This window comes from Burkholderia sp. BCC1985, from assembly GCF_905339915.1.
Taxonomy (GTDB): Bacteria; Pseudomonadota; Gammaproteobacteria; order Burkholderiales; family Burkholderiaceae; genus Burkholderia.
The window spans coordinates 84775-111480 of the sequence record NZ_CAJPGY010000009.1; the positions used below are offsets into that span (position 1 = coordinate 84775).

25 protein-coding genes are annotated in these 26706 nt (G+C 66.2%); 14 read left to right on the plus strand and 11 right to left on the minus strand.

Annotation, left to right across the window (positions count from 1 at the left end):
- Positions 1 to 7 precede the first annotated feature (7 nt).
- Complete coding sequence (gene hutG, locus U4Z31_RS11490; RefSeq protein WP_321810396.1) at positions 8 to 817, plus strand: N-formylglutamate deformylase; 810 nt, start codon at positions 8 to 10, stop codon at positions 815 to 817.
- Positions 818 to 1029: 212 nt separating this feature from the next.
- On the opposite strand, the gene U4Z31_RS11495 is transcribed toward hutG, so the two are convergent.
- Entirely contained in the window at positions 1030 to 1632 is a 603-nt protein-coding gene (locus tag U4Z31_RS11495; protein ID WP_124488097.1) for a helix-turn-helix domain-containing protein, read from the minus strand.
- A 250-nt stretch (positions 1633 to 1882) separates the two neighbouring features.
- Between U4Z31_RS11495 and glnT the strand changes: the two genes are divergently transcribed.
- The 5 genes from glnT to U4Z31_RS11520 all read left to right on the plus strand — a co-directional run bounded on the left by glnT (position 1883) and on the right by U4Z31_RS11520 (position 7843).
- Positions 1883 to 3271: a type III glutamate--ammonia ligase gene (glnT, locus tag U4Z31_RS11500; protein ID WP_321810397.1), complete on the plus strand. Its 1389-nt coding sequence runs from the start codon at positions 1883 to 1885 to the stop codon at positions 3269 to 3271.
- Between the two features lie 12 nt (positions 3272 to 3283).
- A complete protein-coding gene (locus tag U4Z31_RS11505) occupies positions 3284 to 4192 on the plus strand; it encodes an amidophosphoribosyltransferase (protein ID WP_321802401.1) in 909 nt (302 codons plus the stop codon).
- Positions 4180 to 4869, plus strand: a complete 690-nt coding sequence (locus U4Z31_RS11510; protein ID WP_321810398.1) for a protein glxC — start codon at positions 4180 to 4182, stop codon at positions 4867 to 4869. The genes U4Z31_RS11505 and U4Z31_RS11510 overlap by 13 nt, the downstream gene beginning before the upstream one ends.
- 25 nt (positions 4870 to 4894) lie before the next feature.
- Complete coding sequence (locus U4Z31_RS11515) at positions 4895 to 6256, plus strand: FMN-binding glutamate synthase family protein (protein WP_034191060.1); 1362 nt, start codon at positions 4895 to 4897, stop codon at positions 6254 to 6256.
- A 189-nt stretch (positions 6257 to 6445) separates the two neighbouring features.
- Entirely contained in the window at positions 6446 to 7843 is a 1398-nt protein-coding gene (locus tag U4Z31_RS11520) for an ammonium transporter (RefSeq protein WP_321810399.1), read from the plus strand.
- A 197-nt stretch (positions 7844 to 8040) separates the two neighbouring features.
- Here U4Z31_RS11520 and U4Z31_RS11525 read toward each other — a convergent pair whose 3' ends face one another.
- Positions 8041 to 8346: a hypothetical protein gene (locus tag U4Z31_RS11525; RefSeq protein ID WP_321810400.1), complete on the minus strand. Its 306-nt coding sequence runs from the start codon at positions 8344 to 8346 to the stop codon at positions 8041 to 8043.
- A 349-nt stretch (positions 8347 to 8695) separates the two neighbouring features.
- On the opposite strand from U4Z31_RS11525, the gene U4Z31_RS11530 reads away from it, so the two are divergent.
- Complete coding sequence (locus U4Z31_RS11530; RefSeq protein ID WP_321810401.1) at positions 8696 to 9616, plus strand: SDR family oxidoreductase; 921 nt, start codon at positions 8696 to 8698, stop codon at positions 9614 to 9616.
- Between the two features lie 51 nt (positions 9617 to 9667).
- Here U4Z31_RS11530 and U4Z31_RS11535 read toward each other — a convergent pair whose 3' ends face one another.
- The 8 genes from U4Z31_RS11535 to U4Z31_RS11570 form a co-directional block, all read right to left on the minus strand.
- A complete protein-coding gene (locus U4Z31_RS11535; RefSeq protein WP_321810402.1) occupies positions 9668 to 12016 on the minus strand; it encodes a DUF1989 domain-containing protein in 2349 nt (782 codons plus the stop codon).
- Between the two features lie 120 nt (positions 12017 to 12136).
- Complete coding sequence (locus U4Z31_RS11540; RefSeq protein WP_124488092.1) at positions 12137 to 13507, minus strand: NAD(P)-binding domain-containing protein; 1371 nt, start codon at positions 13505 to 13507, stop codon at positions 12137 to 12139.
- A 73-nt stretch (positions 13508 to 13580) separates the two neighbouring features.
- On the minus strand, positions 13581 to 14447 hold the full coding sequence (locus tag U4Z31_RS11545) for a bifunctional methylenetetrahydrofolate dehydrogenase/methenyltetrahydrofolate cyclohydrolase FolD (protein WP_321810403.1): 867 nt from the start codon (positions 14445 to 14447) through the stop codon (positions 13581 to 13583).
- The gene (gene purU, locus U4Z31_RS11550; RefSeq protein WP_321810404.1) at positions 14444 to 15301 is read right to left on the minus strand and encodes a formyltetrahydrofolate deformylase; all 858 of its coding nucleotides are present in this window, start codon (positions 15299 to 15301) and stop codon (positions 14444 to 14446) included. Before purU ends, U4Z31_RS11545 begins: the two co-directional genes overlap by 4 nt.
- Before the next feature lie 73 nt (positions 15302 to 15374).
- Complete coding sequence (locus tag U4Z31_RS11555; RefSeq protein ID WP_124488090.1) at positions 15375 to 16505, minus strand: aminomethyltransferase family protein; 1131 nt, start codon at positions 16503 to 16505, stop codon at positions 15375 to 15377.
- Between the two features lie 48 nt (positions 16506 to 16553).
- Complete coding sequence (locus U4Z31_RS11560) at positions 16554 to 17570, minus strand: DUF3445 domain-containing protein (RefSeq protein ID WP_321810405.1); 1017 nt, start codon at positions 17568 to 17570, stop codon at positions 16554 to 16556.
- Positions 17571 to 17580: 10 nt separating this feature from the next.
- Entirely contained in the window at positions 17581 to 18516 is a 936-nt protein-coding gene (locus U4Z31_RS11565) for a PDR/VanB family oxidoreductase (RefSeq protein WP_124521255.1), read from the minus strand.
- Positions 18513 to 19118 carry a dimethylamine monooxygenase subunit DmmA family protein gene (locus U4Z31_RS11570; RefSeq protein ID WP_321810406.1) on the minus strand — a complete coding sequence of 202 codons (606 nt, stop codon included), beginning with the start codon at positions 19116 to 19118 and terminating at the stop codon, positions 18513 to 18515. Before U4Z31_RS11570 ends, U4Z31_RS11565 begins: the two co-directional genes overlap by 4 nt.
- 224 nt (positions 19119 to 19342) lie before the next feature.
- Here U4Z31_RS11570 and U4Z31_RS11575 point away from each other — a divergent pair, with 224 nt between their 5' ends.
- Genes U4Z31_RS11575 through U4Z31_RS11585 form a run of 3 tightly spaced genes read left to right on the plus strand, consistent with a single transcriptional unit; the run spans position 19343 to position 21866 of the window.
- Positions 19343 to 20434 (plus strand): sensor histidine kinase, encoded by a 1092-nt coding sequence (locus U4Z31_RS11575; RefSeq protein WP_321802426.1) that lies wholly within the window; start codon positions 19343 to 19345, stop codon positions 20432 to 20434.
- The gene (locus U4Z31_RS11580) at positions 20434 to 21087 is read left to right on the plus strand and encodes a response regulator (RefSeq protein ID WP_321806321.1); all 654 of its coding nucleotides are present in this window, start codon (positions 20434 to 20436) and stop codon (positions 21085 to 21087) included. Before U4Z31_RS11575 ends, U4Z31_RS11580 begins: the two co-directional genes overlap by 1 nt.
- Positions 21088 to 21104: 17 nt before the next feature.
- Positions 21105 to 21866 (plus strand): PAS domain-containing protein, encoded by a 762-nt coding sequence (locus U4Z31_RS11585; RefSeq protein WP_321810407.1) that lies wholly within the window; start codon positions 21105 to 21107, stop codon positions 21864 to 21866.
- A 116-nt stretch (positions 21867 to 21982) separates the two neighbouring features.
- Here the strand turns inward: U4Z31_RS11585 and U4Z31_RS11590 are convergent, their stop codons facing one another.
- Entirely contained in the window at positions 21983 to 23671 is a 1689-nt protein-coding gene (locus tag U4Z31_RS11590; protein ID WP_321810408.1) for an APC family permease, read from the minus strand.
- Positions 23672 to 24006: 335 nt separating this feature from the next.
- Here U4Z31_RS11590 and U4Z31_RS37180 point away from each other — a divergent pair, with 335 nt between their 5' ends.
- The 4 genes from U4Z31_RS37180 to U4Z31_RS11610 all read left to right on the plus strand — a co-directional run bounded on the left by U4Z31_RS37180 (position 24007) and on the right by U4Z31_RS11610 (position 26686).
- Positions 24007 to 24333, plus strand: coding sequence for a hypothetical protein (locus tag U4Z31_RS37180; protein ID WP_415750280.1), 327 nt, complete (start codon positions 24007 to 24009; stop codon positions 24331 to 24333).
- 32 nt (positions 24334 to 24365) lie between these two features.
- Positions 24366 to 24932 (plus strand): TetR/AcrR family transcriptional regulator, encoded by a 567-nt coding sequence (locus U4Z31_RS11600; protein ID WP_124488085.1) that lies wholly within the window; start codon positions 24366 to 24368, stop codon positions 24930 to 24932.
- 226 nt (positions 24933 to 25158) lie between these two features.
- Positions 25159 to 25584, plus strand: a complete 426-nt coding sequence (locus U4Z31_RS11605; protein WP_011880657.1) for an organic hydroperoxide resistance protein — start codon at positions 25159 to 25161, stop codon at positions 25582 to 25584.
- Positions 25585 to 25651: 67 nt separating this feature from the next.
- Positions 25652 to 26686, plus strand: coding sequence for an alpha/beta hydrolase (locus U4Z31_RS11610; RefSeq protein WP_321810409.1), 1035 nt, complete (start codon positions 25652 to 25654; stop codon positions 26684 to 26686).
- Positions 26687 to 26706 lie beyond the last annotated feature (20 nt).

The window sequence follows — 26706 nt, forward strand, 5'->3', positions numbered from 1 at the left end:
GTGCTCGATGAGTGACCTATACACGCTGCAACGCGGCGATGCGCCGCTGCTGATTTCGATTCCGCACCTGGGAACGGCGATACCCGCGCCGTTGCGCGACGCGTACACCGACCGCGCGCTGACACTCGCCGATACCGACTGGCACCTCGACCGACTGTACGCGTTCGCGACCACGCTCGGCGCGACGATGCTCGGTGCGACGGTTTCGCGTTACGTGATCGACCTCAATCGTCCGTCGGACGACGAGAGCCTGTACCCCGGCCAGACGACGACGGGCTTGTGTCCGACCGAAACGTTTCGGGGCGAGCCCGTCTATCGCGAAGGATGCGAACCGGATGCGGCGGAGAAAGGTCGCCGCGTCGACGCATACTGGCAGCCGTACCACATGGCGCTGGCGGCCGAGCTGGCGCGGCTGCGCGAGCGTCACGGGCACGTGCTGCTTTGGGAAGCGCACTCGATCGCGAGCCTGCTGCCGCGGCTGTTCGACGGCAAGCTGCCCGACCTGAACATCGGCACGCAGGACGGCAGGACCGTTGCGCCGTCCGTGCAGGCCGCGGTCGAGCGCGAGGCTGCCGCAAGCCCGTTCACGTGGGTCGCCAACGGTCGCTTCAAGGGCGGCTTCATCACCCGCTCGTCCGGCCGGCCGTCACACGGCGTGCACGCGATCCAGCTGGAGATGTGCCAGTCGACCTACATGGACGAAGCTTTCCCGTTCGCCTACGACACCGAACGCGCGGCCCACGTGCAGCCGACCGTGCGCCGGATGATCTGCGCGGCGCTGGATGCGCTGGCGGCACTGCCGCGGCTCGCAGCATAAGGAACGCTGATACATCTTCGTAATCAGGGTTCCCGTATCAGTGCGACGTTGCACCGAAGTTGGCGTGGCGCTGCACCCGCAGCACGCAGGGAGCGGGTTCTCACCCGCTGACGCACGGGTGCCATCTCGCCCGAAGTGTTTATTCACGGGAATCTTTGATTCCTGTAGATAAACCTGGCACGAGGCTTGCATTATCTCTCGCGACGGGAGGGTCATTCGTCGGCAGGGGGGCCGTAGACGAAGATCGACAGGAACTGGATCGGGGTCTTGATCAGGCGTTCCGGGCCGTGCGGTACGTCGGCGCGGAACGTCAGGGTGTCGCCCGGATGCAGGATGTAGGTCTGCTGACCGTGCCGGTATTCGATCACGCCCTTGAGCATGTGGATGAACTCGGTGCCGGGATGCTCGAAGACGGGAAAGCGTTCCGCCTGGTCCTCCATCGTGATCAGGAACGGCTCGAAGGTTTTACGCGGACCCTGGTCGTAGGCGAGCAGATGGTAGGTGTGGCCGCTTTTCGTGCCTTTCCGGACGACTTCCATGCCGGCGCCCTTCTTCACGAGCTGGGCGCCGCCCTGCGGGACGTCGAAGTTCCGGAACAGCACGGCCATGGAGACGCCGAGCGCCTGGGCAATGCGGTGGAGTACGTCGAGACCGGTCGAGGTCTGTGCGTTTTCGATCTTCGACAGCATGCCGCGGCTGATGCCGGCCTGTTCGGCGACCTGGGCGATGGTCAGGCCGTGGCTCTGGCGAAGCTCGCGGATGGTCGACCCGAGATAGCGTTCGAGCGGGGTCTTGCTGTCGTCAGCGGTATGCATCGTCGACCTCGGCAAAAGGGGCAAGGGTAGCAGATTGCGGCGTGCGCGCCGGTACGGTCGGGACCGCCGGCGTGCGCACCGCAAGTTTCATATAGGGAATTATTGTTTCACAACAATAAATCCCTTCGCATGCAGAAGGCGTGATCGCAGCGTACCGGACGCGGTGCTTGCCTCATGTCGCGCAATTGGGCCGCTCGCCAGCCGGGCGGATTCCACAAACCAGTGAACGCAGCAGTTGCAAGGAGAGACGATGAACCTGAACGATGCGAGCCCGTTGCCAGTCAACGCACTCGGAAGCGTACCGCGCTTCGATTCGGTGGACGAAGCGCAGACATACCTTGCGCAACACGGTGTGAAGTATGTGCTCGCGCAATTCGTCGACATTCACGGCGTGGCCAAGGCGAAATCGGTGCCGGTCGCGCATCTGGGCAGCGTGCTGACCGCGGGCGCGGGTTTCGCGGGCTTTGCGATCTGGGGTGTCGGCATCGAGCCGAACGGGCCGGACTACATGGCGGTCGGCGATCTCGCGACGCTGACGCCGGTGCCGTGGCAGTCCGGGCTCGCGCGCATCGCGTGCGACGGTCACGTCGACGGCGTACCGTGGGCGTTCGATTCACGCGTGACGCTGAAGAAGCAGGTTGCCCGCCTGACCGAGCGCGGATGGACGCTTTTTACGGGCCTCGAGCCCGAATTTTCGCTGCTGAAGCGCTCCGCGTCGGGCACGCTCGAGCCTTGCGATTCGAGCGATACGCTGGCGAAGCCCTGCTACGACTACAAGGGGCTGTCCCGCACGCGCGTGTTCCTGGAAAAGCTCACCGAATCGCTGCGCGCGGTCGGCATCGACGTCTACCAGATCGACCACGAGGACGCGAACGGGCAGTTCGAGATCAACTACACGTATACCGACTGCCTGACGTCGTGCGATCACTACGTGTTCTTCAAGATGGCCGCGTCGGAAATCGCGAACGAGCTCGGAATGATCTGTTCGTTCATGCCGAAACCGTTCGCGAACCGCCCGGGCAACGGCATGCACATGCACATGTCGATCGGCGACGGCAAGCGCAACCTGTTCGCCGACGCCGACGATACGCTCGGCATGGGCCTGTCGGCACTCGGCTACCGGTTCACGGCGGGCCTGCTCGCGCATGCGTCCGCGCTGGCGGCGCTCTGCAACCCGACGGTGAACTCGTACAAGCGCCTCGTCGTCGGGCGCTCGCTGACCGGCGCGACCTGGGCGCCGGCCTACATCAGCTACGGCGACAACAATCGCTCGACCATGGTGCGGATGCCAGGCGGCCGGATCGAACTGCGTCTGCCGGACGGCGCATGCAACCCGTATCTCGCGACGGCGGCCGTGATCGCCGCCGGGCTCGACGGCATCGACCGCGACCTGTCGCCGGGTGCGCCGGCGAACGAGAACCTGTACGAGTGGCCTGCGCAGAAACTTCGCGACCACGGCATCGGCGTGCTGCCGCAAAACCTTGGCGAGGCGCTCGACGCGCTCGAGGCCGACCGGACGATCTGCGATGCGCTCGGGCCGGTGGTCGACGAGTTCATCAAGCTCAAGCGAATGGAGTGGCTGGAATACATGCGCCACGTATCGGACTGGGAAATCAAGCAGTACGTCGAATTTTTCTGAGGAGCAGGCAACATGTGTGGAATCGTAGGATTGCTGGTCAAGACGCCGGCGTTGCGCGACCGTCTCGGCGAGCTGATGGTGCCGATGCTGATCGGCATGACCGAACGCGGCCCGGATTCGGCCGGTCTCGCGGTGTTCGGCGACGCGGTCGAGCCGAACCAGCGCAAGCTGAGCCTGTACTCGGGCTTTACGGATGAAGGCGAGCATTTTCCGTGGGACGTGATGCTCGATCGGCTGAAGGCGTCCGTCGACGCCGCGGCGCGTGTCGATGCGAAGGGAAACCACGCGGTGCTGACCGTCCACGCGCAGGCCGACACGGTCAGGCACTGGCTGAACGAGCATTACCCGCGCGTGTACCTGCTGTCGGCCGGGCGCTCGATCGACCTGTACAAGGACATCGGCTTGCCCGCGGAGATCGCCGCGCGTTACGCGTTCAGCGGCCTCAAGGGCTCTCACCTGGTCGGCCATACGCGGATGGCGACCGAGTCCGCGGTGACGCCGGATCGCGCACATCCGTTTACGGCCGGCGAGGACTTCTGCCTGGTCCACAACGGCTCGCTGTCGAACCCTTACGGCGTGCGCCGGAAGCTGGAGCCGAAGGGCATTCACTTCGATACCGACAACGACACGGAGGCGGCGTGCCGCTTCCTCGAATGGCGACTGCGCGAGGGCGACACGCTGCCGGTCGCACTGCAGAAGGGCTTCGAGGAGCTCGATGGCTTCTACACGTTCCTGATGGGGACGCCCACCGAGCTGGCGCTGATTCGCGACCCGTTCGCATGCAAGCCGGCCGTCGTTGCCGAGAACGACGACTATGTCGCGATCGCGTCGGAATTTCGCTCGCTCGCGCATCTGCCGGACATCAGGAACGCCAAGGTATTCGAACCCGCACCCGAGGAGATGTACGTATGGAACGCATGACATTCGACCTTGAGCACGCAACCGTCAGGGACGTCAACCAGTACCTGCACGGCAGCGCGGACGTGCTCGACGGGCAGGCGATCGTCGTGGCCTCGCCGAACGGTGCGCACAACATCGCGGTCGGCGTGGACGCCGACGTGACCGTGACGATCAATGGCCACGCCGGCTATTACGCCGGCGGCATGAACAAGCGCGCGACGATCGTCATCGAGGGCAGCGCCGGGACCGGCGTCGCGGAAAACATGATGAGCGGCAAGGTGCACGTGAAGGGTTTCGCGTCGAACGGCGCGGGTGCCTCCGCGCACGGCGGGCTGCTCGTGATCGAGGGCGACGCCGGGTTGCGTTGCGGCATCTCGCTGAAGGGCGGCGACATCGTCGTCGGCGGGTCGGTCGGCAGCTTCTCCGCATTCATGGCCCAGGCGGGCCGGATGGTGATCTGCGGCGACGCGGGCGACGCACTGGGCGATTCGCTCTACGAAGCGGTGCTCTACGTGAAGGGTGAAGTGAAGTCGCTCGGCGCGGACGCGCAGTTCGAGCCGATGGCCGACGCGGACTTCAGTGCCGTCGCGGCGCTCCTCGATGCGGCCGGGCTCGACCACGATCCGCGTGCATTCAAGCGCATCGCTTCGGCCCGCACGCTCTACCACTGGAACGCCGACGCGAACCAGGAATATTGAATCCACGCTCCATCGAGGCAACGCCATGGAAGTCAAACCCATTCATTTCGCCCGCTTGCAGCAGGAAGAGTCGTACGGCTACGACCGCAAGACGATCGACTACATCCACACGGCCGCCCAACGCGGCCTGTACGAGATTCGCGGCCTCGGGGCGAAGCGTCACGTACCGCACTTCGACGATCTGCTGTTCCTCGGTGCTTCGCTGTCGCGTTACCCGCTCGAAGGCTATCGCGAGAAATGCACGACGCAGACCGTGCTCGGCACGCGCTTCGCGAAGAAGCCTGTCGTGCTCGACATCCCGATCACCGTGGCCGGGATGAGCTTCGGCGCGCTGTCGGCGAACGTCAAGGAAGCGCTCGGCCGCGCGGCGACGGCGGCCGGCACGTCGACGACGACCGGCGACGGCGGGATGACGCAGGAGGAGCGCCGTTCGTCGAAGACGCTCGTCTACCAGTGCCTGCCGTCGCGCTACGGCTTCAATCCCGACGACGTGCGCCGCGCCGATGCGATCGAGGTCGTGATCGGGCAGGGTGCGAAGCCGGGCGGCGGCGGCATGCTGCTCGGCCAGAAGGTCAATCCGCGCGTGGCGTCGATGCGCACGCTCCCGGCGGGCGTCGACCAGCGTTCGGCAAGCCGCCATCCGGACTGGACCGGCCCGGACGATCTCGCGATCAAGATCCAGGAACTGCGCGAGATCACCGACTGGGAAAAGCCGATCTACGTGAAGGTCGGGGCAACGCGCACGTTCAATGACGTGAAGCTCGCAGTGCATGCGGGCGCGGACGTCGTCGTGGTCGACGGGATGCAGGGCGGCACGGCGGCAACCCAGACCTGCTTCATCGAGAACGTGGGCATTCCGACGCTGGCGGCGGTCCGTCAGGCCGTCGCCGCGCTCGAGGACCTGAACATGAAGGGGCAGGTTCAACTGATCGTGTCGGGCGGCATTCGCACCGGTGCGGACGTCGCCAAGGCGCTCGCGCTCGGCGCGGATGCCGTCGCGATCGGCCAGGGGGTGCTGATGGCGCTCGGCTGCAACAGCGAATCGTACTTCCAGGACGGCATGCTGCATTCGGCTGCGGCAGATTACGCGGCGCTGCATACGTCGCCGGGTTTCTGCCACCACTGTCATACCGGCAAGTGCCCGGTGGGCGTGACGACGCAGGACGCGGTCCTCGAAAAGCGTCTCGAGCCGGAAGAGGGTGCGCGTCGTGTGCGCAATTACCTGAAGACGCTGAACATGGAGCTGACCACCATCGCGCGCGCCTGCGGCAAGCAGAACGTTCATCACCTGGAGCCGGAAGATCTCGTCGCGCTGACGGTCGAGGCGGCCGCGATGGCGCGCGTGCCGCTGGCCGGCACGTCGTGGATTCCGGGCGAGCGGTCATGACCGCGGTGTGACGGTGCGCGCGACATGGCGCCGCGCAGTAGCGGGCGGCGTCATGTCGTCGGTCGCTTCAGACGCCGCGACCCGCTCGGTGCCTCCGTGCGGTGTCGCGGTCATTCCCGATTTTGCTGGTTCGTCATCGGTTATCGCGTGCATCGCGGGGCGGTGCATGCCTTGCTTCGAGGAAACGACATGAAAAAGACGATTGGCTGGATTCTGTGCGCGTGGCTCGCATTGCTGGCGCTACCCGGGTTCGCGGACGACAAGGTGGCGGCGGTGCCGGTGCCGAACAAGGGCGACACCGCGTGGATGATCGTCGCGACGCTGCTCGTCGTGATGATGGCGGCACCCGGGCTCGGCCTTTTCTACGGCGGAATGGTGCGGGCGAAGAACATGCTGTCGATCCTGATGCAGACGCTCGTGGTGTTCTGCCTGCTCGGCGTTCTGTGGGCGGTATACGGTTACAGCATTGCGTTCACCGAAGGCAACGCGTTCTTCGGCGGGCTCTCGAAGGCGTTCCTGGTCGGCATCACGCCGGATTCGACCGCCGCGACCTTCAGCAAGGGTGTCGTCATTCCGGAGTTCATCTACGTGTCGTTCCAGCTGACGTTCGCCGCGATCACGCCCGCGCTGATCGTGGGGGGCATCGCCGAACGCGCGAAATTTTCCGCGGTGCTGGCGTTCATGGTGCTGTGGTTCACCTTCTCGTACCTGCCGATTGCGCACATGGTCTGGTACTGGGCGGGCCCGGACGCTTACACGAGCGCCGCGGCGGCCGACAAGGCCGGCGCGACGGCCGGCTTCTTGTTCCAGAAGGGCGCGATCGATTTCGCAGGCGGCACCGTGGTGCATATCAATGCAGGCATCGCGGCGCTGGTCGGCGCGATCATGATCGGCAAGCGGGCGGGGTTCGGCAGGGAGACGATGGCGCCGCACAATCTGACGATGACGATGATCGGCGGGTCGCTGCTGTGGGTCGGCTGGTTCGGATTCAATGTGGGCTCCGCGCTCGAGGCAAGCGGCGCGGCGACGCTCGCCTTCGTCACGACGCTTTTGGCAACCTGTGCGGCGACGGTGTCGTGGACCTTCGTCGAATGGTCGCTGAAGAAGAAACCGTCCATGCTCGGCGCGGTGTCCGGCGCGATCGCGGGGCTGGTCGTGATCACCCCGGCATGTGGGTTCGTCGGGCCGATGGGCGCGATCGCGATGGGGTTGATCGCGGGCATCGTCTGCTATTGGGGCGTCAACGGGCTCAAGCGCCTGCTCGGCGTCGACGATTCGCTCGACGTATTCGGGGTCCACTGCATCGGCGGCATCGCGGGTGCGCTGCTCACCGGGGTATTCGCGTCGCCGTCGCTGGGCGGAACCGGGATCTACGACTACGTGGCAAACAAGGTCGCCGACTACCACATCGGCGAGCAACTGATTGCGCAGTGCTGGGGCGTCGGGACCTCGCTCGTGTGGTCGGCGGTCGTGTCGGTTGCCGCATTCAAGCTGGTCGACATGACGATCGGTCTGCGCGTCGACGGTGAGCGCGAACGTGAGGGTCTGGACGTCAGTTCGCACGGGGAGACGGCTTACCATTCGTGACGATCGGCGTAGCCGCAAACGCGCATTGTGTGCCGGTTCGCCGCCCCTATCCGGGGCGGCCGAACTGCATCGGTTGTAAAGCGGGGCGGCGAGATTGATTAAGGGAGCGCATCGACGGATGACTGAATCCGGCAGCAATTCGTCGTTCATCTCTCTGCCCGACGAACACTTCGATTGCCAGCGCTCCAGTGCGGAAGTTACTTGCCGTGCTCCTCCCATACCTTCGACCATGAACGAATCGCCTCGAGATTCGTACGGATATCACACAGTACGCCGTCGGCACCCTGGGGATGAAATTGATGTCTGCGAACGCTGTAGAAGTCCTGGACGAGGATCCTGATGTGACCTACCCTGTCGGCGCAGTAGCCGCAGCGAGCGCGAATGCGACTATGCAGAAGCTCAAGTTGTTCCAGGGCCGAAGGGTTTGGCGCAGCGAGATCGTTTTCGCGAAAAATTGCTTCTATCTCGGCTGCGACGTCGCGAATGATTTCAGATGTCTTCATGGAAAACTTTATCCATAACACCGTGGGCGATAGCGATGTCAGATAGGTGCAAATGGGATTTAACAAATTATAATGTTTCGGTCGCGCGATTTTCTTGTTTTTCAAAAATAAATCACTAGTGGTGCAAGTTTTCGTGGGCACTCCCGATGGCGTCTAATGCGAGTTATTTGGCGCATTTCGATAATGATTAAATGCAATGCAAATCACATAATGAAGTAACGGGAATTTATGAAAACCGCGCCATGGGGAATTTCGTCGGCAAGCGAGTCGCCATTGCCGGTGGTCCCGGTGGCTTCAGCGTCGGCGCGGCCAGGTGTCGTAATGAACCTGACGATGGGAGAGAAGGGTGATGGACCCGATAACCGCATTGCGCTTTTCGCGACGCAGCACCGCGGAGCAGGTCACCGAGGGCCTGGATCTCTCCGGCCGGACGATCCTGATCACGGGCTGTAATTCTGGTATCGGTCTTGAAACGACGCGGGTTTTGGCAATGCGCGGCGCCCGCATCATTGCCGTCGCGAGGGATGAAGACAAGGCGCGCGCCGCCCTGGCGATCGCCGACGCCGCAGATGGCATGGCCGTTGGAGCCGAACTGAGCGATCTCGCTTCCGTTGCCCGCGCCGCCGACCGCATTCGCGCGTGCGGCGTGACCCTCGATGCCGTCGTCACCAATGCCGCGATAATGGCGCTGCCAAAGCTGGAGACGGTGAACGGCGTGGAAAAGCAGTTCTTCGTCAACCATGTTGCCCATCATCTGCTGGTGACGCGGTTGCTGCCTTCAATCAACCGCTCGCGCCCGGGCCGGATCGTCATTGTGGGCAGTCATTCCCATCGCTTTGCTCCAGGCGGGAAAGGCATTGATTTCGACAATCTCGACGGTAGCAACGGCTATCGCGGTTTTCCGTTCTATGGCCAGGCGAAGCTCGCCAACATCCTGTTCGCGAACGAGCTTTCACGCAGAGTGGGTCATGTCGGAATCACTGCAAACGCACTCCATCCGGGACTGATTGGCGCCACGGGGCTGCATCGGCATATGCGCGGGCCGTTCAACTGGATCGTCTCGGCTGCGATGCTGTTCGGCAAAACGGTGCCGCAGGGCGCCGCGACAACGTGCCTGCTGGCCGCGCATCCTGCGCTGAACGGCGTCACCGGCCGTTATTTTGCGGATTGCCGCCCTGCCGAATCCTCGGCCTTTGCCCGGGACGCCGATCTCGCCCGGCGCCTCTGGGACCGCACCGAGGAAATCATCGCATCCCACGGGATGACCTGATCCCGAACGCTTCGGTTGCCTGCAGGTGTGTGCAAGGGGCAATCGCATCCGCTAGCCGCGCACGCGCGCCTTCTCCGGATCGTAAAAGATCGGGGCGGTCACCCGCGCGTCGATGCGCTTCTGCTGGCCGTCGAGCTTGCCGACGTGGAGCACGTTGCCCGGCTCCGTGTGGTGAACGTCGATTCGCGCGAGCGCGATGCTCCTGCCGAGGATCGGCGAGCGCATGCCGCTCGTGACGACGCCGACCTGTGCCCGCCCGTTGTGCACGCAATCGCCGTGACGGGCCGGTTCGTTGCCGGCGAGTTCGAGCCCGACGAGCCGGCGGTGCGGATGCGCGCTGCGGCGAAGCAGCGCGTCGCGCCCGACGAAGTCATCGGTCTTCGTCGCGAGCGGAACGCTGAAGCCGATGCCGGCCTCGAACGGATCGGTTTCGTCGGAGAATTCGTAGCCGGCAAACACGAGCCCGGCTTCGATCCGCAACAGGTCGAGCGCGTCGAGACCGAGCGGCACGAGTCCGTGCGGCTGGCCCGCCGCCCAGATCGCGTCCCATACGGCTTGCGCGTCGCGCGGATGGCACCAGACCTCATAGCCGAGCTCGCCGGTGTAGCCGGTCCTGCTGACGATGACGGGGCAGCCGTCGTCGCCGCCGAGGCGGCCGATCAGGAAGCGGAACCAGCCGAGGCTGTCGAGCGACGGCTGGGTCGCGGGCGTGCGGATCAGCGCGCGCAGGATCTCGCGGCTGCGCGGCCCTTGCAGCGCGACATTGTGGATCTGGTCGGACGACGACTTGACCCACGCCTTCATGCCGAGCCTGTTCGCCTGCTCCCGCAGCCAGATACCCGCGAAATCGTCGCCGCAGATCCAGCGGAACGTATCGGGGCCGAGCCGCATCAGCGTGCCGTCGTCGAGCATTCCGCCGTGCGGATGGCACATCGCCGAGTAGACGACCTGTCCGACCGCGAGCCTGCGCACGTCGCGCGTCAGGCAGTATTGCAACAGGGCCTCGGCGTCGGGGCCGGTGACGTCGAACTTGCGCAACGCGGACAGATCGACGATCGCCGCGCGCTCGCGGCAGCCGTAGTATTCGTCGATCGCGCCGTAGCCGTCGAACCGCGCCGGCAGGTGCCAGCCGCGGTAGTCGGCAAAGTGGCGCGTGAGCGCCGACGTGCGGGCGTGGAAGCCCGACTGGCGCGTCAGCACGGGCGGGGCGTCGGGGGTGGGTCTGATGGCGGTGGACATGGTGAAGCGCGCCTCGCTCGAATAGGTTCGGATCCGGATGTCGGTCGGTTGCCACGCGTTCGCGGGGTCGATGTCGTCGGGGCACGACGTGCTGACGCACAGCAGCGGCTTCAGCGCGCGCAGCAGCACGTAGTCGCCCGGGCGCGACCACGGCTCGTCGATCGTCATCTGGCCGTGCGCGTCGATCGAGGTGTTGAAGAAGAAATTGATCGCCGGCCAGCCGGGACGCGCGGCGATGCCGTATTCGGCGAGCGCCGCACTGATGTTGTCGCTGCAGTTCGCATGGCCCGGGTAACCCTGCGTGTCGTAATAGCGCGCGGTGCACGCGAGCGCGAACGTGTCGTGCCGGCCGACGGTATCGTGCACGACTTCGAGCATCGGCTGCATGAGCTGATCGAAGAACCGCGAGTACAGACCGGGCATGGGATACGCATGACCGTTCAGCGTGCGGGTGACGGTCGGATCGAGACCGACTTCCCGGTGTGCACCGAGCGCGTCGAGATCGAATGCGACGAAATCGGAGCATTGCCTGCCGTCGACGTCGACGATCTGCAGGTACTCGCCGGCCGCGACCGTGTACGCGACGGCCGTTCCCGGACGGATGACGAAATCCGCGAGCGGATCGGCGAGCGGCACGCTCGTCTGCGTGGCAGCGGACGCGCCCGCGCGCACGACGGACAGCTGAAGCTCCGTCGCCGGCTGGCCGGCCCGGTCCACGGGCACGGGGCCGCCGGGCGCCGCGACGATCGCGACGATCGGCTCCGTCGCGACGAACGTGCGCATGGTGCCGGCGCGGGTGTCGCCGGACCAGAGGACGGCGCCGTCGGGCAACGGCTTGCCCGTCAGCCCGTGCCGTTCGAGCAGGATGGCGAGATCCGCTTGTGCTGCGGAAGCGCCGTTCAGGCATTCGGCGATGAAGCGTGCGCTGTCGTCGGGCGTCAGGGCGAGCGCGGCCAGCGCACTGCCGCCGTCGCGCACGCGCAATGCGAGCAGCTCCGCGCGCTGCCGGCCTTCGACGTCGATCACCTGCAGCGCATCGCCGGCATCGAGCTTGACGGCGGCGAGCCCCGCACCGGCGACACGATGGCGTTCGCGGCCGGCCGCATGCGCGGACAACGCAGGTTCGTGCGGCCGCGACACGGTCGGTGGTCGAATGAGCATGGACGTTCCTTGAATGAGTGGACGGGCGCGGCCCGCGATGCGCGCGGCCGCGAACGGCACGTCGGGCGTCGCGGCACCCGGGGCCCGGTCGGGTGACGCGACAGCGCAGTGCCGCGACAGTCAGCCGGCGCGAACGCGCGGCTCGGGCGCACGCTCGCCGAGGTACGCGTCCATCGAATCGTCGAGCGCGTCGAGCCACGGCGTGTGATGCGGCGGCGACTGGGTGCCGGTCATCAGCGAGCGATACGATTTGTCGCGATAGCCCATGATGTTCTCGTGCTTGTCGTGTTTCCACGCGAGGAACGTGCGATTGACGCCGGCGATGTCGAAGCTCGGATAGTCGGTCGCATCGATCAGGTCCTGGATATAGCTGCCCTGATACTCGAACATCTGCTGGTTGGTGACCAGCGTTTCCTCGCGCGCGCGCCACGCGAGACTGTCGGCGTGCATCGCGTCGAAACCGGGCAGCGCGATGCGGCCGAGGATGACGTCGCGTGCGTACCAGGCTTGCGCGTCGAACATGTTGAACGAGTACCAGAGGTCCTGCATGCCGAGATAGATCAGTTTCGGATTGCGTTCCCAGAAGATGCCTTTGTACAGGTCGAGCGGCCAAAGCCGGTTGTTCGTCTTCAGGCGCAGGCTGTCGGGCAGGAACGGGAAATGATGCTGGTATCCGGTGCAGAGGATGATCGCGTCGATCTTCTTGCTGCTGCCGTCGGCGAAAAACGCGACGTTGCCGCGCACGCGCTCGAGCAACGGCTTTTCCTCCCAGTTCGCCGGCCAGTGATAACCCATCGGCGCCGTGCGATAGCAGCTCGTGATGCTGCGCGCACCATACTTGTAGCATTGCGACCCGATGTCCTCGGCCGAATAGCTGCTGCCGACGAGCAGGATGTCCTTGTCCTTGAATTCGAGCGCGTCGCGAAAGTCGTGCGCATGCAGGATGCGTCCGCCGAAGCTGTCGAAGCCGGGAAAGCTCGGCATGTTCGGGGTCGAGAAATGGCCGCACGCATTCACGACGTAGTCGAAGTCTTCCGCGTACACGACGTCCTTGTCGAGATCGTGCGCGGTCACCGTGAAGCGGCCGCTCGCGTCGTCGAACGCAACCTGGCGCACGACGGTGCTGAAGCGGATGTCCTTGCGCACGCCGGCCTTCTCGACGCGTCCCTTGATGTAGTCCCACAGCACTTCGCGCGGCGGATACGACGCGATCGGCTTGCCGAAGTGTTCCTCGAACGTGTAGTCGGCGAACTCCAGGCATTCCTTCGGGCCGTTCGACCACAGATAGCGGTACATGCTGCCGTGGACCGGCTCGCCATGTTCGTCGGTGCCGGTGCGCCACGTGTAGTTCCACATGCCGCCCCAGTCGCGCTGCTTCTCGAAGCAGACGAGCTGGGGGATGTCCGCGCCCTTCGCCTGGGCCGACTGGAAGGCGCGAAGCTGGGCCATGCCGGACGGGCCCGCACCGATGATTGCAACACGTTGTGTCATCGCGTTCTACCTCGTTGGAAGTGGTTAGCCGTGGTTCGGCGAACGGCGCGTGCCGTTCGTGCGCGGACGCGGGTCACGTCGCGCGCTGCCGCCGCGCCGCGAGCGCGGTGTTCTTCATCAGGAAGGCGATCGTCAGCGGACCGACGCCGCCCGGAACCGGCGTCAACGCGGCGGCGACGCGCGCCACGCTGTCGTGGTCGACATCGCCGACGAGCCGCGTCGCGCCGCCGAATTCGATGCGGTTGATGCCGACATCCACGACGACCGCGCCCGGCTTGATCCAGTCCGCATCGACGAGCCCCGGCTTGCCGGCCGCCGCGACGACGATGTCCGCCTGGCGGCACAGTTCGGCGGCGTTCGCGCTGCGCGAGTGGACGGTCGTCACCGAGCAGTCGGATTGGAGCAGCAGCGCGGCCATCGGCTTGCCGACGATGTTCGAGCGCCCGACGACGACTGCATGCTTGCCGCGCAAGTCGCCGACGATCTCCCGCAGCAGATGCATGCAGCCCGACGGCGTGCACGGCACGAGCGCGTCCTGGCCGAGCGCGAGCCCGCCGACGTTGTCGCGATGGAAGCCGTCGACGTCCTTGCGCGGATCGATTGCGTCGATCACGGCCGCGGCGTCGAGCGGCGCGGGCAGCGGCATCTGCACGAGAATCCCGTGGACGTCGGGGTCGGCGTTCAGCTCGGCGACGAGCGCGAGCAAGTCGGACGCGGCGGTGTCGGCGGGCAGCCGATGCTCGATCGAACGGATGCCGACCTGCTGCGCGCGCAGCATCTTGTTGCGCACATAGACGTGGCTCGCCGGGTCGTCGCCGACGAGCACGACCGCGAGGCCGGGCAGCACGCCGCCGCCGCGCAGCCGCGCGACGTCGTGCCGGACGGATTCCAGCAGCGCGTCGGCGATCGCCTTGCCGTCGATGATCGTCGCGCCGCTCATCGGAAGATCACCGTGCGGTTCTGGTTCAGGAACACGCGGTGCTCGGTGTGATACTTGACCGCACGCGACAGCGCGACCGTCTCGGTGTCGCGTCCGATCGCGACGAGATCGGACGGCTGCAGCACGTGGTCGACGCGCTGCACCTCCTGCTCGATGATCGGCCCTTCGTCGAGGTCGGACGTCACGTAGTGGGCGGTCGCGCCGATCAGCTTCACGCCGCGCTCGAACGCCTGGTGGTACGGCTTCGCGCCCTTGAACCCCGGCAGGAACGAGTGGTGGATATTGATCGCGCGGCCGGCGAGCCGCTCGCACAGGTCGTTCGACAGGATCTGCATGTAGCGGGCCAGCACGACGAGTTCGGTGCCGGTTTCGTCGACGATGCGCATCAGCTCCGCCTCCTGCCCCGTTCGGGTGTCCGGCGTGATCGGCAGGTAGATGAAGCGGATGCCCTCGCGCTCGGCCATCGGCCGCAGATCCAGATGGTTCGACACGACCGCGGTGATCTGCATGCGCAGCTCGCCCTTGCGGAAGCGGTACAGCAGGTCGGACAGGCAGTGGTCGAACTTGCTGACCATCAGCAGCACCTTCATCGGTTCGCCGGCGCTTTTCAGTTGCCACTGCATCGAGAAATCCCGGGCGACGCCTGCGAAATCGCGCTGCAGCTGCTCGACGTTGCCGTTCGCACCGGTGTTGAAGCGGAACACGGCGCGCATGAAGAACGTGCCGCTGACCTCGTCGTCGTATTGCGCCAGCTCGCCGATGTAGCAGTTCGATGCGGCGAGATGGGCGGTGACGGCAGCCACGATGCCGGACGTGGCCGGGCAGCTGATCGTCAGGATGTAGTTCGGATTCACGTCGTGTGTCCTCGAAACGGATCGGAATGCGGGAAAGGCCGGCCGTCGCCGGTCATGCATGGTCGTCAACGCGTCAGCCGACGGCGGTGCGCTTTTTCTTGTCGGGATCGTCGAACGGCAACAGCGCGGTGGTCGCGCGCGTCTCGACGCTGCCCTTCACCACGAGCGGCACGCCCGCACGGGCATGCCGGACGTCGAGGCGGGCGAGCGCGAGCGAGCGCCCCGTCAGCCGCGAATACATCGCGCACGTGATCACGCCGGCCGCCTTGCCGTCGTGCCAGAGCGTGTCGCCGGCCTGCGCGGCCTTCGCGGCCTCGAGCTCGACGCCGAAGATCCGGAACCGCTCCTTGCCGGCGAGCCGGAAATGCTCGGCCGCGCCGCAGAATTCGGTCTTGCCGGGCGACACCGTGAAATCGAGGCCGAGTTCCCACAGCGTGTCGCCGGCGCGCTCGTCGGCAAACGGGTACATCTCGGAGTTGTCGTACGGATAGAACAGCAGGTAGCTCTCGACGCGCAGCCAGTCGAGCGCGGTGAATGCGCAGGGGACGATGCCCATCGCCCGGCCCTTGTCGAGGATCGTGTCCCAGATGAACGGCGCGTCGGCGGCCTTGCAGAAGATCTCGTAGCCGCGCTCGCCGGTGTAGCCGGTGCGCGAGATCATCGCCGGCCGGCCGAACAGGCGCGTCTGCACATGGTGGAAGTACGGCAGGTTGCGGATGTCCGGCACGTATTCGGCAAGGAAGTCGACCGCGACCGGCCCCTGCAGCGACAGGTCGTGCAGGTCGTCGTCGAACAGCACGGCGACCTGCCGGCCATACGCGGAGCGCACGAGGCGCTCGTATCCCGCGCCCGCGCCGTGGACGACCATGAACGCATTGGGGCCGGTGCGGTAGACGATGCAGTCGTCGATGAACTTGCCGCTCTCGTCGAGCAGCGTCGCGTACACCGACTTGCCGGGATACAGCTTGCCGATGTCGCGCGTCGTCGCCCAGTTCAGCAGGCTTTCGGCGTGCGGGCCGACATAGTGCACCTTCTTCAGCCCCGATACGTCCATCAGGCCGGCACGGGTGCGAATGGCCTCGTGGTGGTCGGCGAGATCGGTCGCATAGGTCCATGCGGTGCCCATGCCGTTCCAGTCCTCGAGATTCGAGCCGAGTGCGCGATGCCGGTCCGCGAGGGCGGAGATGCGCCAGGAGTTCGCCATCTTGAATGCTCCAAACGAAAGTGAAGGTCGATTACGGAAAACGCCGGGTCAGGCGTGGACGTCGAACCGGCTGAGCCATTCGACGAGCGTGTGCCGGTAGCGGGTCATGCCCTTGTATTCGGCGATCGGGTCGGGCAGGTCGCGCAGCACGCGGTGCAGCCGGCGCGCCCACACCGGGTTGCCGACGAGGTCGGCCATGCTGCACAGGTAGGTGCGGATGCCGAACATCAGCGCATTGCTGCGCGCAAGCCGTGCCATCAATTGCAGCTCGACGCGCAGGTGCACGGCTTCGCCGACGTTGTCGGGCGTCACGCGCCCGCGGTCCGCGCCCCACTGGTGATAGGTCTCGGGCGACGTGTCGAGGCGCGGATGAATGGTCAGCGTCCAGTTCAGGCGGCGCACGGGGTGGCCTGCCTGCACCCCGAGCAGGTATTTCAGCGCGCGGTCGAATACGCCCGCCTGGTGCGCGAGCGGCACCGGCGCGTGCCATTGTTTGAAGCTCATGCCCGCATCGAACGCGAGCGACCAGTCGGCCGGGCCGGTGACGACGCCGGCGTCCATGTACAGGTCGCCGTCGCGCTGGTCGAGCAGCGCGATGTCGCCTTGCGTCTGCCGCATGACGTATTCGAGCGGGCCGTACGGCAGCGTGCGCGCGTCGCCGAACACGAATGCCTGGTCGAGGTCGAGCGCGTGGTTCCGCCAGTGCCAGCGATCACCGTCGCGCTCGAGCGTGAACCACGCCGGATAGTCGTGCGCGAGATGCGTCATGATCATCTCCAGCGTGTCCCAGCACGCGGTCTCCATGTGCGGCATCACGATCGCGCGGCGCGGATCGGCGTCGAGCACGCGTGCGCGTTCGGCGATCTCGGAACGGTAGTGCTCGTCGATGTCGAAGTGGTGCGCGAAGACCGAGCCGGGATCGCGCGGCGTCGCGGGCTCGAGGTTGACCGAATACATGTACCGGTCCTCGGGGAACGGAAACGGAAAGCGCGCGATCGCCGCCGGGCTGTTGCGGAACGAGAAGTCGTCGCGATAGGTTTGCGCGGGCTTGATGAATACGCTCATGGCTCGGATCTCACAGGTCGAGGGTCAATGCGGCGCCGCACGCGCGCGATACGCAGGGCATCAGATGGGTGGCGCGCGCGTCGGCGTCCAGGAACGCATCGCGATGCTCGACCGTGCCGTCGAGATATCGCGTCGCGCACTGGCCGCATGCGCCGCCGCGGCACAGGTTCGGCACGTCGATGCCCGCCGATTCGAGCGCCTCGAGCAGGCTCTGCTCGGCGCCGACCGCGATGCGGCGGCCGCTGCGGCGCAGGTCGACCGCGAACGGCTGGCCCGGCGCCGGCGCCACGAAGGCTTCCCAGTGCACGCGGCCGGCCGGCCAGCCGAGCGCGGCGGCCGCGGCGCGCACCGCGTCCAGCAGGCTTGCGGGGCCGCACACGTAGACGTGCGTGCCGAGCGGCTGCCTTTGCAGCATCGCGATCGCATCGAAGCGTGCGTGCACGCCGTCATAGCCGTGAAAGCGCGCGCCGAGCCGCGCATCGAGCGATGCGCGATAGGCATCCGTCAGGCCCGCGCGGTACGCATGGTGCAACTCGTGGCTCGCTTGCCGGCGCTCGAGTTCCGCGAGATGCGCGATGAACGGCGTGATGCCGATGCCGCCCGCGACGAGAACGTGATGGCGCGCGGTGGTGTTCAACGCGAACAGGTTCGCCGGTGCGGTGATGCGCAGGCGCGCGCCGGGTTCCAGACGGTCGTGCACGAACGCGGAGCCGCCGCGTGACGACGCGTGACGGCGCACGGCGATCCGGTAGAGGTTTCGTTCGGCCGGATCGCCCGCCAGCGAATAGGCATTGCGATAGGTGCGGCCGCCGTCGTTCAGCACGACTTGCACGTGGCTGCCGGACGAGAACGCCGGAAGGGGGCCGTCGAGCGCCGTCAGCACCAGTTCGCGCACGACGGGTGTGAGCATGCGGGCTTCGGCCACGCGAACGTCGAGCAGGCTCATGCGCGGTCTCCCGCGCAGGGCTGGTCGGCATCCGCGCAGACGCCGAGATAGGCGCCGAGTCGCGCGGAGAAATGCTGGCGGACACTCAGGCGGACGTCGCATGACGGGCAGGTGACCTCGTCGGGCTCGTCATGCCCGTCGTGCGCATGCGCGGTCCCGCAATGCACGCAGTACACGGTGCGCCGCGTGCCGGACACGGCCGCGGCCACCTCCTCGGGCAGCAGGCCGGCCGCCTGCGCGATACGCCGAATGTGCCAGACGAACGTCTCGTCGCCGCACACATAAAGACGCACGCCGACCGTGCTTTCATCCAGCCGGTGCCGCACCTCGTCTTCGAGCGTGTCGAGCGACGCGTGAAACACGGTCGGCAGGCCGATTGCCTGCAGCTTGCCGAGCGTGACGAGCAGCGCGCTGCCCGGCAGCCCGGCGAGCGCGTTGATGAACGCCGGCAGCGCGTGGAGCGCGTCGCCTTGCGCGACCACGAGATGCGAGCGGGCCTCGGCGCAGGGCTGCAGCGGCGCATAGTGCGGCAAACTCGGCGGCACGAACGGCGTATGGGCCGGTTGCCGGCTGCGGGCTGCGAACGGTTCAATTGAGTGCATCGATCGGCTCCCAAAATGGGGCGTTTGCATCATGAATGGGCGTACGCTCGGCGACGGTCGTGGCGTCACGTTTGCGTTCCTGTTGTTCAACATAGTTTCTTGCCAGTAATTGCCGTTCAATCCTGAAGAGGAGGTACGCCCTAAGAGGTAGCGCGCCGGAACGGCGCCGAAAGGCATGGAACTTGCATTGTGATTCGATCCTGGTTTGTCCGTGCCGAACGACCGTGACTCCTGACGACAGCCTGACCGACCGATGCATGCGGCCCGCCGGCGGCGCGTCGTTGCCGACGCGCATGCGTGACGCGCTGCTCGCGTTTCTGGCCGGATACGTCAATGGCGCGCCACGCCACGTGGCGTTTCACGCGTTCTTCACAGGGCTCGCGCGCGAATTGCCGGACGCGCGGATCGTGCTCGCGCTCGATGGCGGCGCGGGCTACGAATCCGCGCCGGACACGCTGGTGCGATGCACGCAGGGGCATCGCTGCAAGCTGCGGCACGGGGCAAGCGACGGCGCATGCGAACTGTGTCCGGACTGCGTCGGGCAGGGTCACGGGCGCGCGGTGCGCGCGCTCGGCGACGCGGTGCTGGTGCTGGACGTCGCGCTGCCGGCGGCGCCGACGCTGCTGATGGACCTCGAGATCGTCGCGATCACGATCCGCGCGGCGCTGATGCGTCGCGCGCCCGCCGACGCGCACGGGCGCGACGCGACGAACCCGTCGGAGGCGCTGACACGCGAGTTGCACGACTCGGTCGCGCAGCAACTGGGCTTCATGTCGTTCCTGGTCGCTCGCCTGCAGCAACAGGACACGACCGGCAACCCGCTGTTGGCCGAACTGCGCACGATGACGACACGCCTGCAGCGCCAGGTGCGCGAGCTCATCACCAGCGCGCGGCTGACGCTCGACGGGCGCTCGCTGCAGCAGGCGCTGGCCGAGTCGGTCGCGGAATTCTCGCGCCGCTGCGATGTGGTGTTCGAACTCGACAATCGCGTGCCCGACCTGCGGATCGATCCGCGCATCGCGCTGCATATCCTGCAGATCGTCCGTGAAGCGCTGTCGAACGTCGTGCGTCATGCGCAGGCCGGCCATGCGTGGATCACGCTGCGGACCGACGGCGACGGTTTGCAGGTATCCGTCGTCGACGACGGAATCGGGCTCAGCGAGGGATCGGCCGACCTGAACCACTACGGCCTCGACATCTTGCGCGAACGCGCGGCGGCGATCGGCGGACGCATCGCGATCGACAGCGGCGCCTGCCGCGGGACGCGCGTGATACTTGTCGTGCCGGACGGCGCGACATTCGGAGAGACATCCTGATGGAACCGACGACGCTGCTGTTGATCGACGATCACCCGCTGTTTCGCCGCGGCGTGGCCGAATTTTTTGGTGCGACCGGAGAATTCCGCGTGGTCGGCGAATCGTCGAACGGCGCGCAGGGGATTTCGCTCGCGGGCATGCTGCGCCCGGAGCTGGTGCTGATCGATCTGCACATGCCGGGGCTCGGCGGGCTGCAGGTGCTCGACGGGCTCAGGCGCAAGGAAGTCGATTGCGTGAAGGTGCTGCTGACGGCGTCGATGGAGCGCGACGAGCTGCGGGCGGCCGTGCGGCTCGGCGCCGACGGCTACGTGCTGAAGGAGTCGGAGCCGCAAGCGCTGCTCGCCTACGTGCGTAGTTGCATGCGGGGGCTCGTGGTGCTCGACGACGAACTCGCCGACGAAGACGGCGTCGCCGGCGCGCATGCCGACGCGCGGCCGGCCGACCTGACCGCGCGCGAGACGCAGACGCTGACGCTGATCGCCGACGGCATGAGCAACAAGCAGATCGCGCGCGTGCTCGGCATCAGCGAGGGCACGGTGAAGGTCTACGTGAAGAACCTGCTGCGGAAACTGGACGCGCGAACGCGGCTCGAGCTGGCGGCATCGGTGCACCGGCGCGCGATCGGCGCATCGACGCGGGAACGGGTGGCGTGATGAAGGACGCCGCGCGCGTGACTCAGCCTCTTCAGCCGACGCAGCCGTCGAGCGGCGCGTTCGACGTGGACGATTGCCCGCTCGCGCTGCTGAAGCTGGACGGCGCGGGACGGATCGCCGGCTTCAACGTCGCGTGGACCGACGCGATGGAACGGCCCGCGGCCGGTCGGCGCTTCGTCGATTACGTGCATCCGGAGGACCGGCGCATCTGGAGCGGCATGCTGCAGCGTGCGCGGGCGATCGCGCGCGGCGGGGTCCGCGAGCGTCTGCGCTGCGTGCGTCCGGACGGCGAACTGCGCTGGTTCGAGGTGTCGTTGAAGAGAAATGCCGGCGGCTCGTCCGTTGCGCTGTCCGACGTGACGCTCGACCGCCGTCGCGAGACTTCGACGCAGGCACACCTGAGAAGCGTCGCGGGGCTGCTCGACAGCATTCCGGGCCTCGTCTACCGCGGCCGCAACAACCGGCTGTGGACGATGGAGTACGTGAGCGCCGGATGCGAGGGCTTGACCGGCTATCCGCGGCAGTGGTTTCTCGACGGGCATGCGCATGCATTCGGGCAGCTGATCGTGCCCGAGGATGCCGATTACGTGTGGACGGGTGTACAGCAGGCGCTGGCGGTGCGCGGCGTCTTCGATCTGCGGTATCGGATCAGGTGCGCCGACGGACGGATCAAGCCGGTGTGGGAGAACGGCGTCGGGATTTATTCGGCAAGCGGCGAGGTGTTGGGCGTCGAGGGCGCGATCTTCGAAGTGCGGCCGGGCGACCGGTCGGGCGCCTGAGCGGCCGACGCATTCGCGCGGCCAGCCGCGCCCGCGCCGGATTGCCGGCGCGAAAGCGCGACGCCCGGTCGTGAAGCGGGCGTCGTTTCGATTCGCGCGTAACCGCGACGGCGCGCTTATGGCGCGAACCAGTGCGTCGCAACGACGACCGCCACGCCGAGCAGCAGCGTCAGGTACGGCAGATAGCCGGCCTTGCGCGGCTGCATGCTGCCGGACAACGCCATGTCCTCCCGCATCTGGTCCGGGAAGCGGCCCTTGTCGGTCACGTAATGCCGCCAGGCGAACACCGGCAGGATCAGCGCGGCGAACATGAGGCCCGAGACCAGCGTGCCCTTGCCCCACACGTCGGCGCCGAACCCCATCAGCGCGAGGTTGACGAACGACAGCAGCGTGCCGAGCGCGAGCAGCCAGCGCGGCGCCCTGAACGGGCGCGGCCAGTTCGCGCGGTCGAGGCGGTGGATCCATGCCGCGTTCAGGTTGAGGAAGTTGAAGATGATGTACCCGACGTTCGACATCGCGAGCACGACGGTGTAGTCGGACATCAGCAGCAGAAACAGGTTGAAGCCGAGATCGGTCCACATCGCGCGGGTCGGCGCGCCGTTCTCGTTCACGTGCGACAGGTACTTCGGCAGCCAGCCGTCGACCGATGCCTGATACAGCGTGCGCGACGATCCGGCCATCGACGTCATGATCGCGAGCACCAGCGCGAATACCAGCATCGGTTTCAGGATGTACTCGCCCCGGTTGCCGACGTGGACGATCTGCGCCATGGCTTCGGCGACGCCCATGCCGCTGAAGATGCCCGGCGACAGCACGCCGTCGTAGACGGCCGCCTGCGTGACGTTGCCGGCCGCATCCTTCACTTCGGGCGTGACGAGCTGGCCGAGGCCCAGCGCGCCCTGGAACGCGAGCGGGACCATCGTGAAGAACACGATGCACAGCAGGCCGGAATAGACGATGGCCTTGACCGTGTCGCGGCGCGGATCGCGAAACTCGCGCGTGTAGCAGACCGCCGTCTCGAAGCCGTAGGTCGACCATGCGGCGATGAACAGGCCGCCCGCCATCAGCTGCAGGCCCGCCAGATTCCATGTGCCGTCGATGACGCGGCCGGCCGCATCCTTCGCGAGCGGGTAGAGCGGCAGCAGGTGCGACTTGGGCAGGTCGCCGCTCAGGATCGGATAGACGCCGACGAGCAGCAGCGGCAGCAGCGCTGCGATCGCGAGAATCATCTGGAGTTTTGCGGCCTGCAGGATGCCGCGATGCTGGACCGCGAAGGTCGCGAGCAGGATGATCGCGCCGATCACGAAGGTCGCGTTGATGCGCAGCGACAGGCCGCTCGCGAGCCAGCCGAGATCGAGCAGCGTGATTTGCCAGGTGTTGATCGCAGCCGTGGCCGGGAACAGCATGTTCAGCACATAGCCCGCGCCCATGCCCGAGCCGATCGCCAGCACCGGCGACCACGCGAACCAGTTGCACCACACGGACAGCGGCGCGAGCAGCTTGCTGTAGCGCACCCACGCGATCGCACCGTACACCGATGCGCCGCCCGACTTGTGCGGAAAGAGTCCTGCAATCTCCGCGTAAGAAAACGCCTGGACGAAGCCGAACAGGATCGAGATCATCCATACGATCCACGACGGCTTGCCGACGGTGGCCGCGATGGAGCCGATCGAGAAGAGCACGAGCGCGGGTACGCCGCTCGCGACCCAGAACGCGCCGGTCCAGCTTATCTTGCGCTGAAGTCCGGCCGTCTCGCCATGCGCGGCGGGGAAATCCGCCGGTGCGCTGTCAGGGAGGGAACTCATGGGGGTCTCCGTCAAGTCGGGTTGGGTACGATGCGATCAACGATCGTTGGCCAATAACGCGCAAACAACTCTCTTGAAGAGGTACTCCTTCCGAGAGAGAACCGGCGTCGCACGGCGACGGAGGGGCGATGCCGGCACGCGCTCGGGCGCGCATGTGCGGAAATCGCGCAGGCGAAGCGGGGTGCGCTTCGTTAGGTCGACGAAGAAACTGGAACGAAGGGATGGTGTCCGGTGAGTGGTGCGCCGCGACCCGAGCATGGGCGGATCATTCGAAACGTTCGTTGCCCACGCGTCGTCGCCTGTCCGGGTAGTTCCGCCGGCCGCCGCGCTCTGGCGTGACCCGCACGCTGTTGCGCGCGTTGATCGCGATTTCCTCGTGGTTCGCGTTCGAGACGAACACCGACGACAGCCGGTCCAACGTCAGCTTGCCGTCCGGCTTCGAATACTCAACCGGCGCGCATCAGCGCGGCGTCACTGACGGTTGTCTGAATCGTCGCGAGCAGGCCGCGTTCGGCCTCTGCCCGGATTACGCGTCCCAAGTTGTCGCATTAGTTCGCCCGCGCCGCAGGACGGTTGTAAGCAATCGCGGCGGCACGGCGCCACGCGAGCCGGCACCCGGGATTCGCCGGGCCGTTCATCGCGCCCCACAAAAAAAGCCTTGACTATCTATCTACGAGTAGATAAAGTTCGACCCATGGAAACGAAGACAACCGTCCGCGAACAGATTCTCGACCACGCGATCACGCTGATGATGCTGCGCGGTTACAACGGCTTCAGCTATCGAGACCTGTCCGATCTGGTTGGCGTGAAGACGTCGAGCATCCACTACTACTTCCCGTCGAAAGACGATCTCGTTCTGGAAGCGGTGGCGGCGTACAGCGACGAAGTGCTTGCGGCGATGCGGGCGATCGATCCGGCATTGCCGGCCGACGTCAAGCTGAGCCTCTACACGAAGCTGTTCGGCAGAACGCTCGGCGACGGCAATCAGATCTGTCTGTGCGGCATGCTCGCGGCGGACATCGAATCGTTGCCGGAGCGCGTGCGGCAGGCGGTTCAGGCCTTTTTCAAGGCCAACGAGAACTGGCTCGCCGAGTTGCTGGCGCAGGGCGCGAAGGAGCGCACGCTGCAGTTCAGCGGCACGCCGGAAACGGCGGCGCGCACGTTGTACGCGGCGTTCCAGGGCAGCGTGCTGGCCAGTCGGCTGTTTCATACGCGGGCGCGTCTCGAGGATGTCGAGGCCGTCTGGAAAACCCGGTCCTGACGGACGGGGCAGGCAGTCAGGCGGTTCGCCGCCTTTTGTTGGGATTAGTTATCTATCTCGTAGTAGATAGATAATCGGGCGGATGGATTCGATCATCCGCATTTTTTGGGGATATATGTCTATCTATGAGTAGATAAACAAGCGTGATGTCGGCGGCCAGGCCGTCGGCGCGCGATCCCGGGTTGGAAGGCTGTTTCACTCACTCATCATTGAAAAGGAGTCTGTCATGTCGATCGAAAAAGTGCTGTACCGCGCTCATGCAAAAGCCACCGGCGGCCGTGACGGCCGCGCCACGGTGCCCGAAAGCGGTCTCGACCTGAAGCTGACCACGCCGCGCGAACTCGGCGGTGCAGGCGGCGCCGGCGCGAACCCCGAGCAACTTTTCGCGGCCGGCTACAGCGCGTGCTTCATCGGTGCGATGAAGTTCGTCGCGGCCCGCGACAAGATCGCGATTCCCGCGGATGCCGCGATCGAAGGCAGCGTCGGCATCGGCGCGATCCCGAACGGCTTCGGCATCGAAGTCGAACTGAAGATCTCGCTGCCGGGCCTCGACCGTGAAACCGCGCAAACGCTGATCGACCGCGCGCACATCGTCTGCCCGTACTCGAACGCGACGCGCGGCAACATCGACGTCACGCTGACGCTCGTCTGATCGCACGTACTACGAAGTAATCCGTCGTCATTCATTGCATACACCGGTTGAGCCAAGGAGTCTCATCATGAAGATCGTCAAGCCGCTGCTGATCGCCGCTGCCGTTGCGGCCGCGTTGTTCACCGTCCCCGCCGCCTTTGCCGCCGGCAGCGACGGCGTCCGTCCCGATACGGCGACCAGCGGGTTGCTCGCCGTGCTGAACGGCCAGAAGGGGCCGGGCCTCGAAACGCTGAGCCCCGCGAAGGCGCGTCAGGTGCTGGTCGACGCCCAGCGCGGCGCGAAGGTCGACCTGTCCGGCATCGACGTATCGAACCGCACGATCGAGCAGGACGGCCTGTCGGTGCCGATCACGATCGTGCGTCCGCAAGGAGTGGCGGGCACGCCGCCGGTGTTCATGTTCTTCCATGGAGGCGGCTGGATTCTCGGCGACTTCCCGACGCATGAGCGCCTGGTGCGCGATCTGGTGGTGCAATCGGGCGCCGTCGCGGTGTTCGTGAACTACACGCCGTCGCCGGAAGCGCATTACCCGGTCGCGATCAACCAGGCGTATGCGGCGACGAAGTGGGTCGCCGCGCACGGCGCGGAAATCGGCGTCGACGGCAGCCGCCTCGCGGTGGTCGGCAACAGCGTCGGCGGGAACATGGCGGCCGTCGTCGCGCTGATGGCGAAGGACAAGGGCGGCCCGGCGATCCGCTTCCAGGGCCTGTTGTGGCCCGTGACGGACCACGACTTCAATACCGGTTCGTACAACGCGTATCAGCAGGGGCACTTCCTGACCCGGCCGATGATGAAGTGGTTCTGGGACGCCTATACGAAGAACGAAGCGCAACGCAATGAGATCTACGCGTCGCCGCTGCGTGCGAGCACCGCGCAGTTGAAGGGATTGCCGCCCGCGCTGATCCAGGTCGCGCAGTTCGACGTGCTGCGCGACGAAGGTGAAGCGTACGGCCGCAAGCTCGACGCAGCCGGCGTCGATGCGACGACCACGCGCTACGACGGCACGATTCACGACTTCGGTTTGCTGAACGCGCTGGCCGAGGATGCGCCGACCAAGGCGGCGATGAAGGCGATGGCCAACGAAATCGCGACGCGCCTGAAGTAGGGCTGCGGGCGGCATTCGAA

Coding starts and splice junctions, on each gene's coding strand:
- U4Z31_RS11600 (WP_124488085.1), top strand. CDS start 24,366: ATGGAAACGAAGACAACCGTCCGCGAACAGATTCTCGACCACGCGATC.
- U4Z31_RS11605 (WP_011880657.1), top strand. CDS start 25,159: ATGTCGATCGAAAAAGTGCTGTACCGCGCTCATGCAAAAGCCACCGGC.
- hutG (WP_321810396.1), top strand. CDS start 8: ATGAGTGACCTATACACGCTGCAACGCGGCGATGCGCCGCTGCTGATT.
- U4Z31_RS11570 (WP_321810406.1), bottom strand. CDS start 19,118: ATGCACTCAATTGAACCGTTCGCAGCCCGCAGCCGGCAACCGGCCCAT.
- U4Z31_RS11525 (WP_321810400.1), bottom strand. CDS start 8,346: ATGAAGACATCTGAAATCATTCGCGACGTCGCAGCCGAGATAGAAGCA.
- U4Z31_RS11590 (WP_321810408.1), bottom strand. CDS start 23,671: ATGAGTTCCCTCCCTGACAGCGCACCGGCGGATTTCCCCGCCGCGCAT.
- U4Z31_RS11530 (WP_321810401.1), top strand. CDS start 8,696: ATGGACCCGATAACCGCATTGCGCTTTTCGCGACGCAGCACCGCGGAG.
- U4Z31_RS11560 (WP_321810405.1), bottom strand. CDS start 17,570: ATGAGCGTATTCATCAAGCCCGCGCAAACCTATCGCGACGACTTCTCG.
- U4Z31_RS11580 (WP_321806321.1), top strand. CDS start 20,434: ATGGAACCGACGACGCTGCTGTTGATCGACGATCACCCGCTGTTTCGC.
- U4Z31_RS11555 (WP_124488090.1), bottom strand. CDS start 16,505: ATGGCGAACTCCTGGCGCATCTCCGCCCTCGCGGACCGGCATCGCGCA.
- U4Z31_RS11495 (WP_124488097.1), bottom strand. CDS start 1,632: ATGCATACCGCTGACGACAGCAAGACCCCGCTCGAACGCTATCTCGGG.
- U4Z31_RS11505 (WP_321802401.1), top strand. CDS start 3,284: ATGTGTGGAATCGTAGGATTGCTGGTCAAGACGCCGGCGTTGCGCGAC.
- glnT (WP_321810397.1), top strand. CDS start 1,883: ATGAACCTGAACGATGCGAGCCCGTTGCCAGTCAACGCACTCGGAAGC.
- U4Z31_RS11515 (WP_034191060.1), top strand. CDS start 4,895: ATGGAAGTCAAACCCATTCATTTCGCCCGCTTGCAGCAGGAAGAGTCG.
- U4Z31_RS11545 (WP_321810403.1), bottom strand. CDS start 14,447: ATGAGCGGCGCGACGATCATCGACGGCAAGGCGATCGCCGACGCGCTG.
- U4Z31_RS11520 (WP_321810399.1), top strand. CDS start 6,446: ATGAAAAAGACGATTGGCTGGATTCTGTGCGCGTGGCTCGCATTGCTG.
- U4Z31_RS11535 (WP_321810402.1), bottom strand. CDS start 12,016: ATGCTCATTCGACCACCGACCGTGTCGCGGCCGCACGAACCTGCGTTG.
- U4Z31_RS11540 (WP_124488092.1), bottom strand. CDS start 13,507: ATGACACAACGTGTTGCAATCATCGGTGCGGGCCCGTCCGGCATGGCC.
- U4Z31_RS11510 (WP_321810398.1), top strand. CDS start 4,180: ATGGAACGCATGACATTCGACCTTGAGCACGCAACCGTCAGGGACGTC.
- U4Z31_RS11610 (WP_321810409.1), top strand. CDS start 25,652: ATGAAGATCGTCAAGCCGCTGCTGATCGCCGCTGCCGTTGCGGCCGCG.
- U4Z31_RS11565 (WP_124521255.1), bottom strand. CDS start 18,516: ATGAGCCTGCTCGACGTTCGCGTGGCCGAAGCCCGCATGCTCACACCC.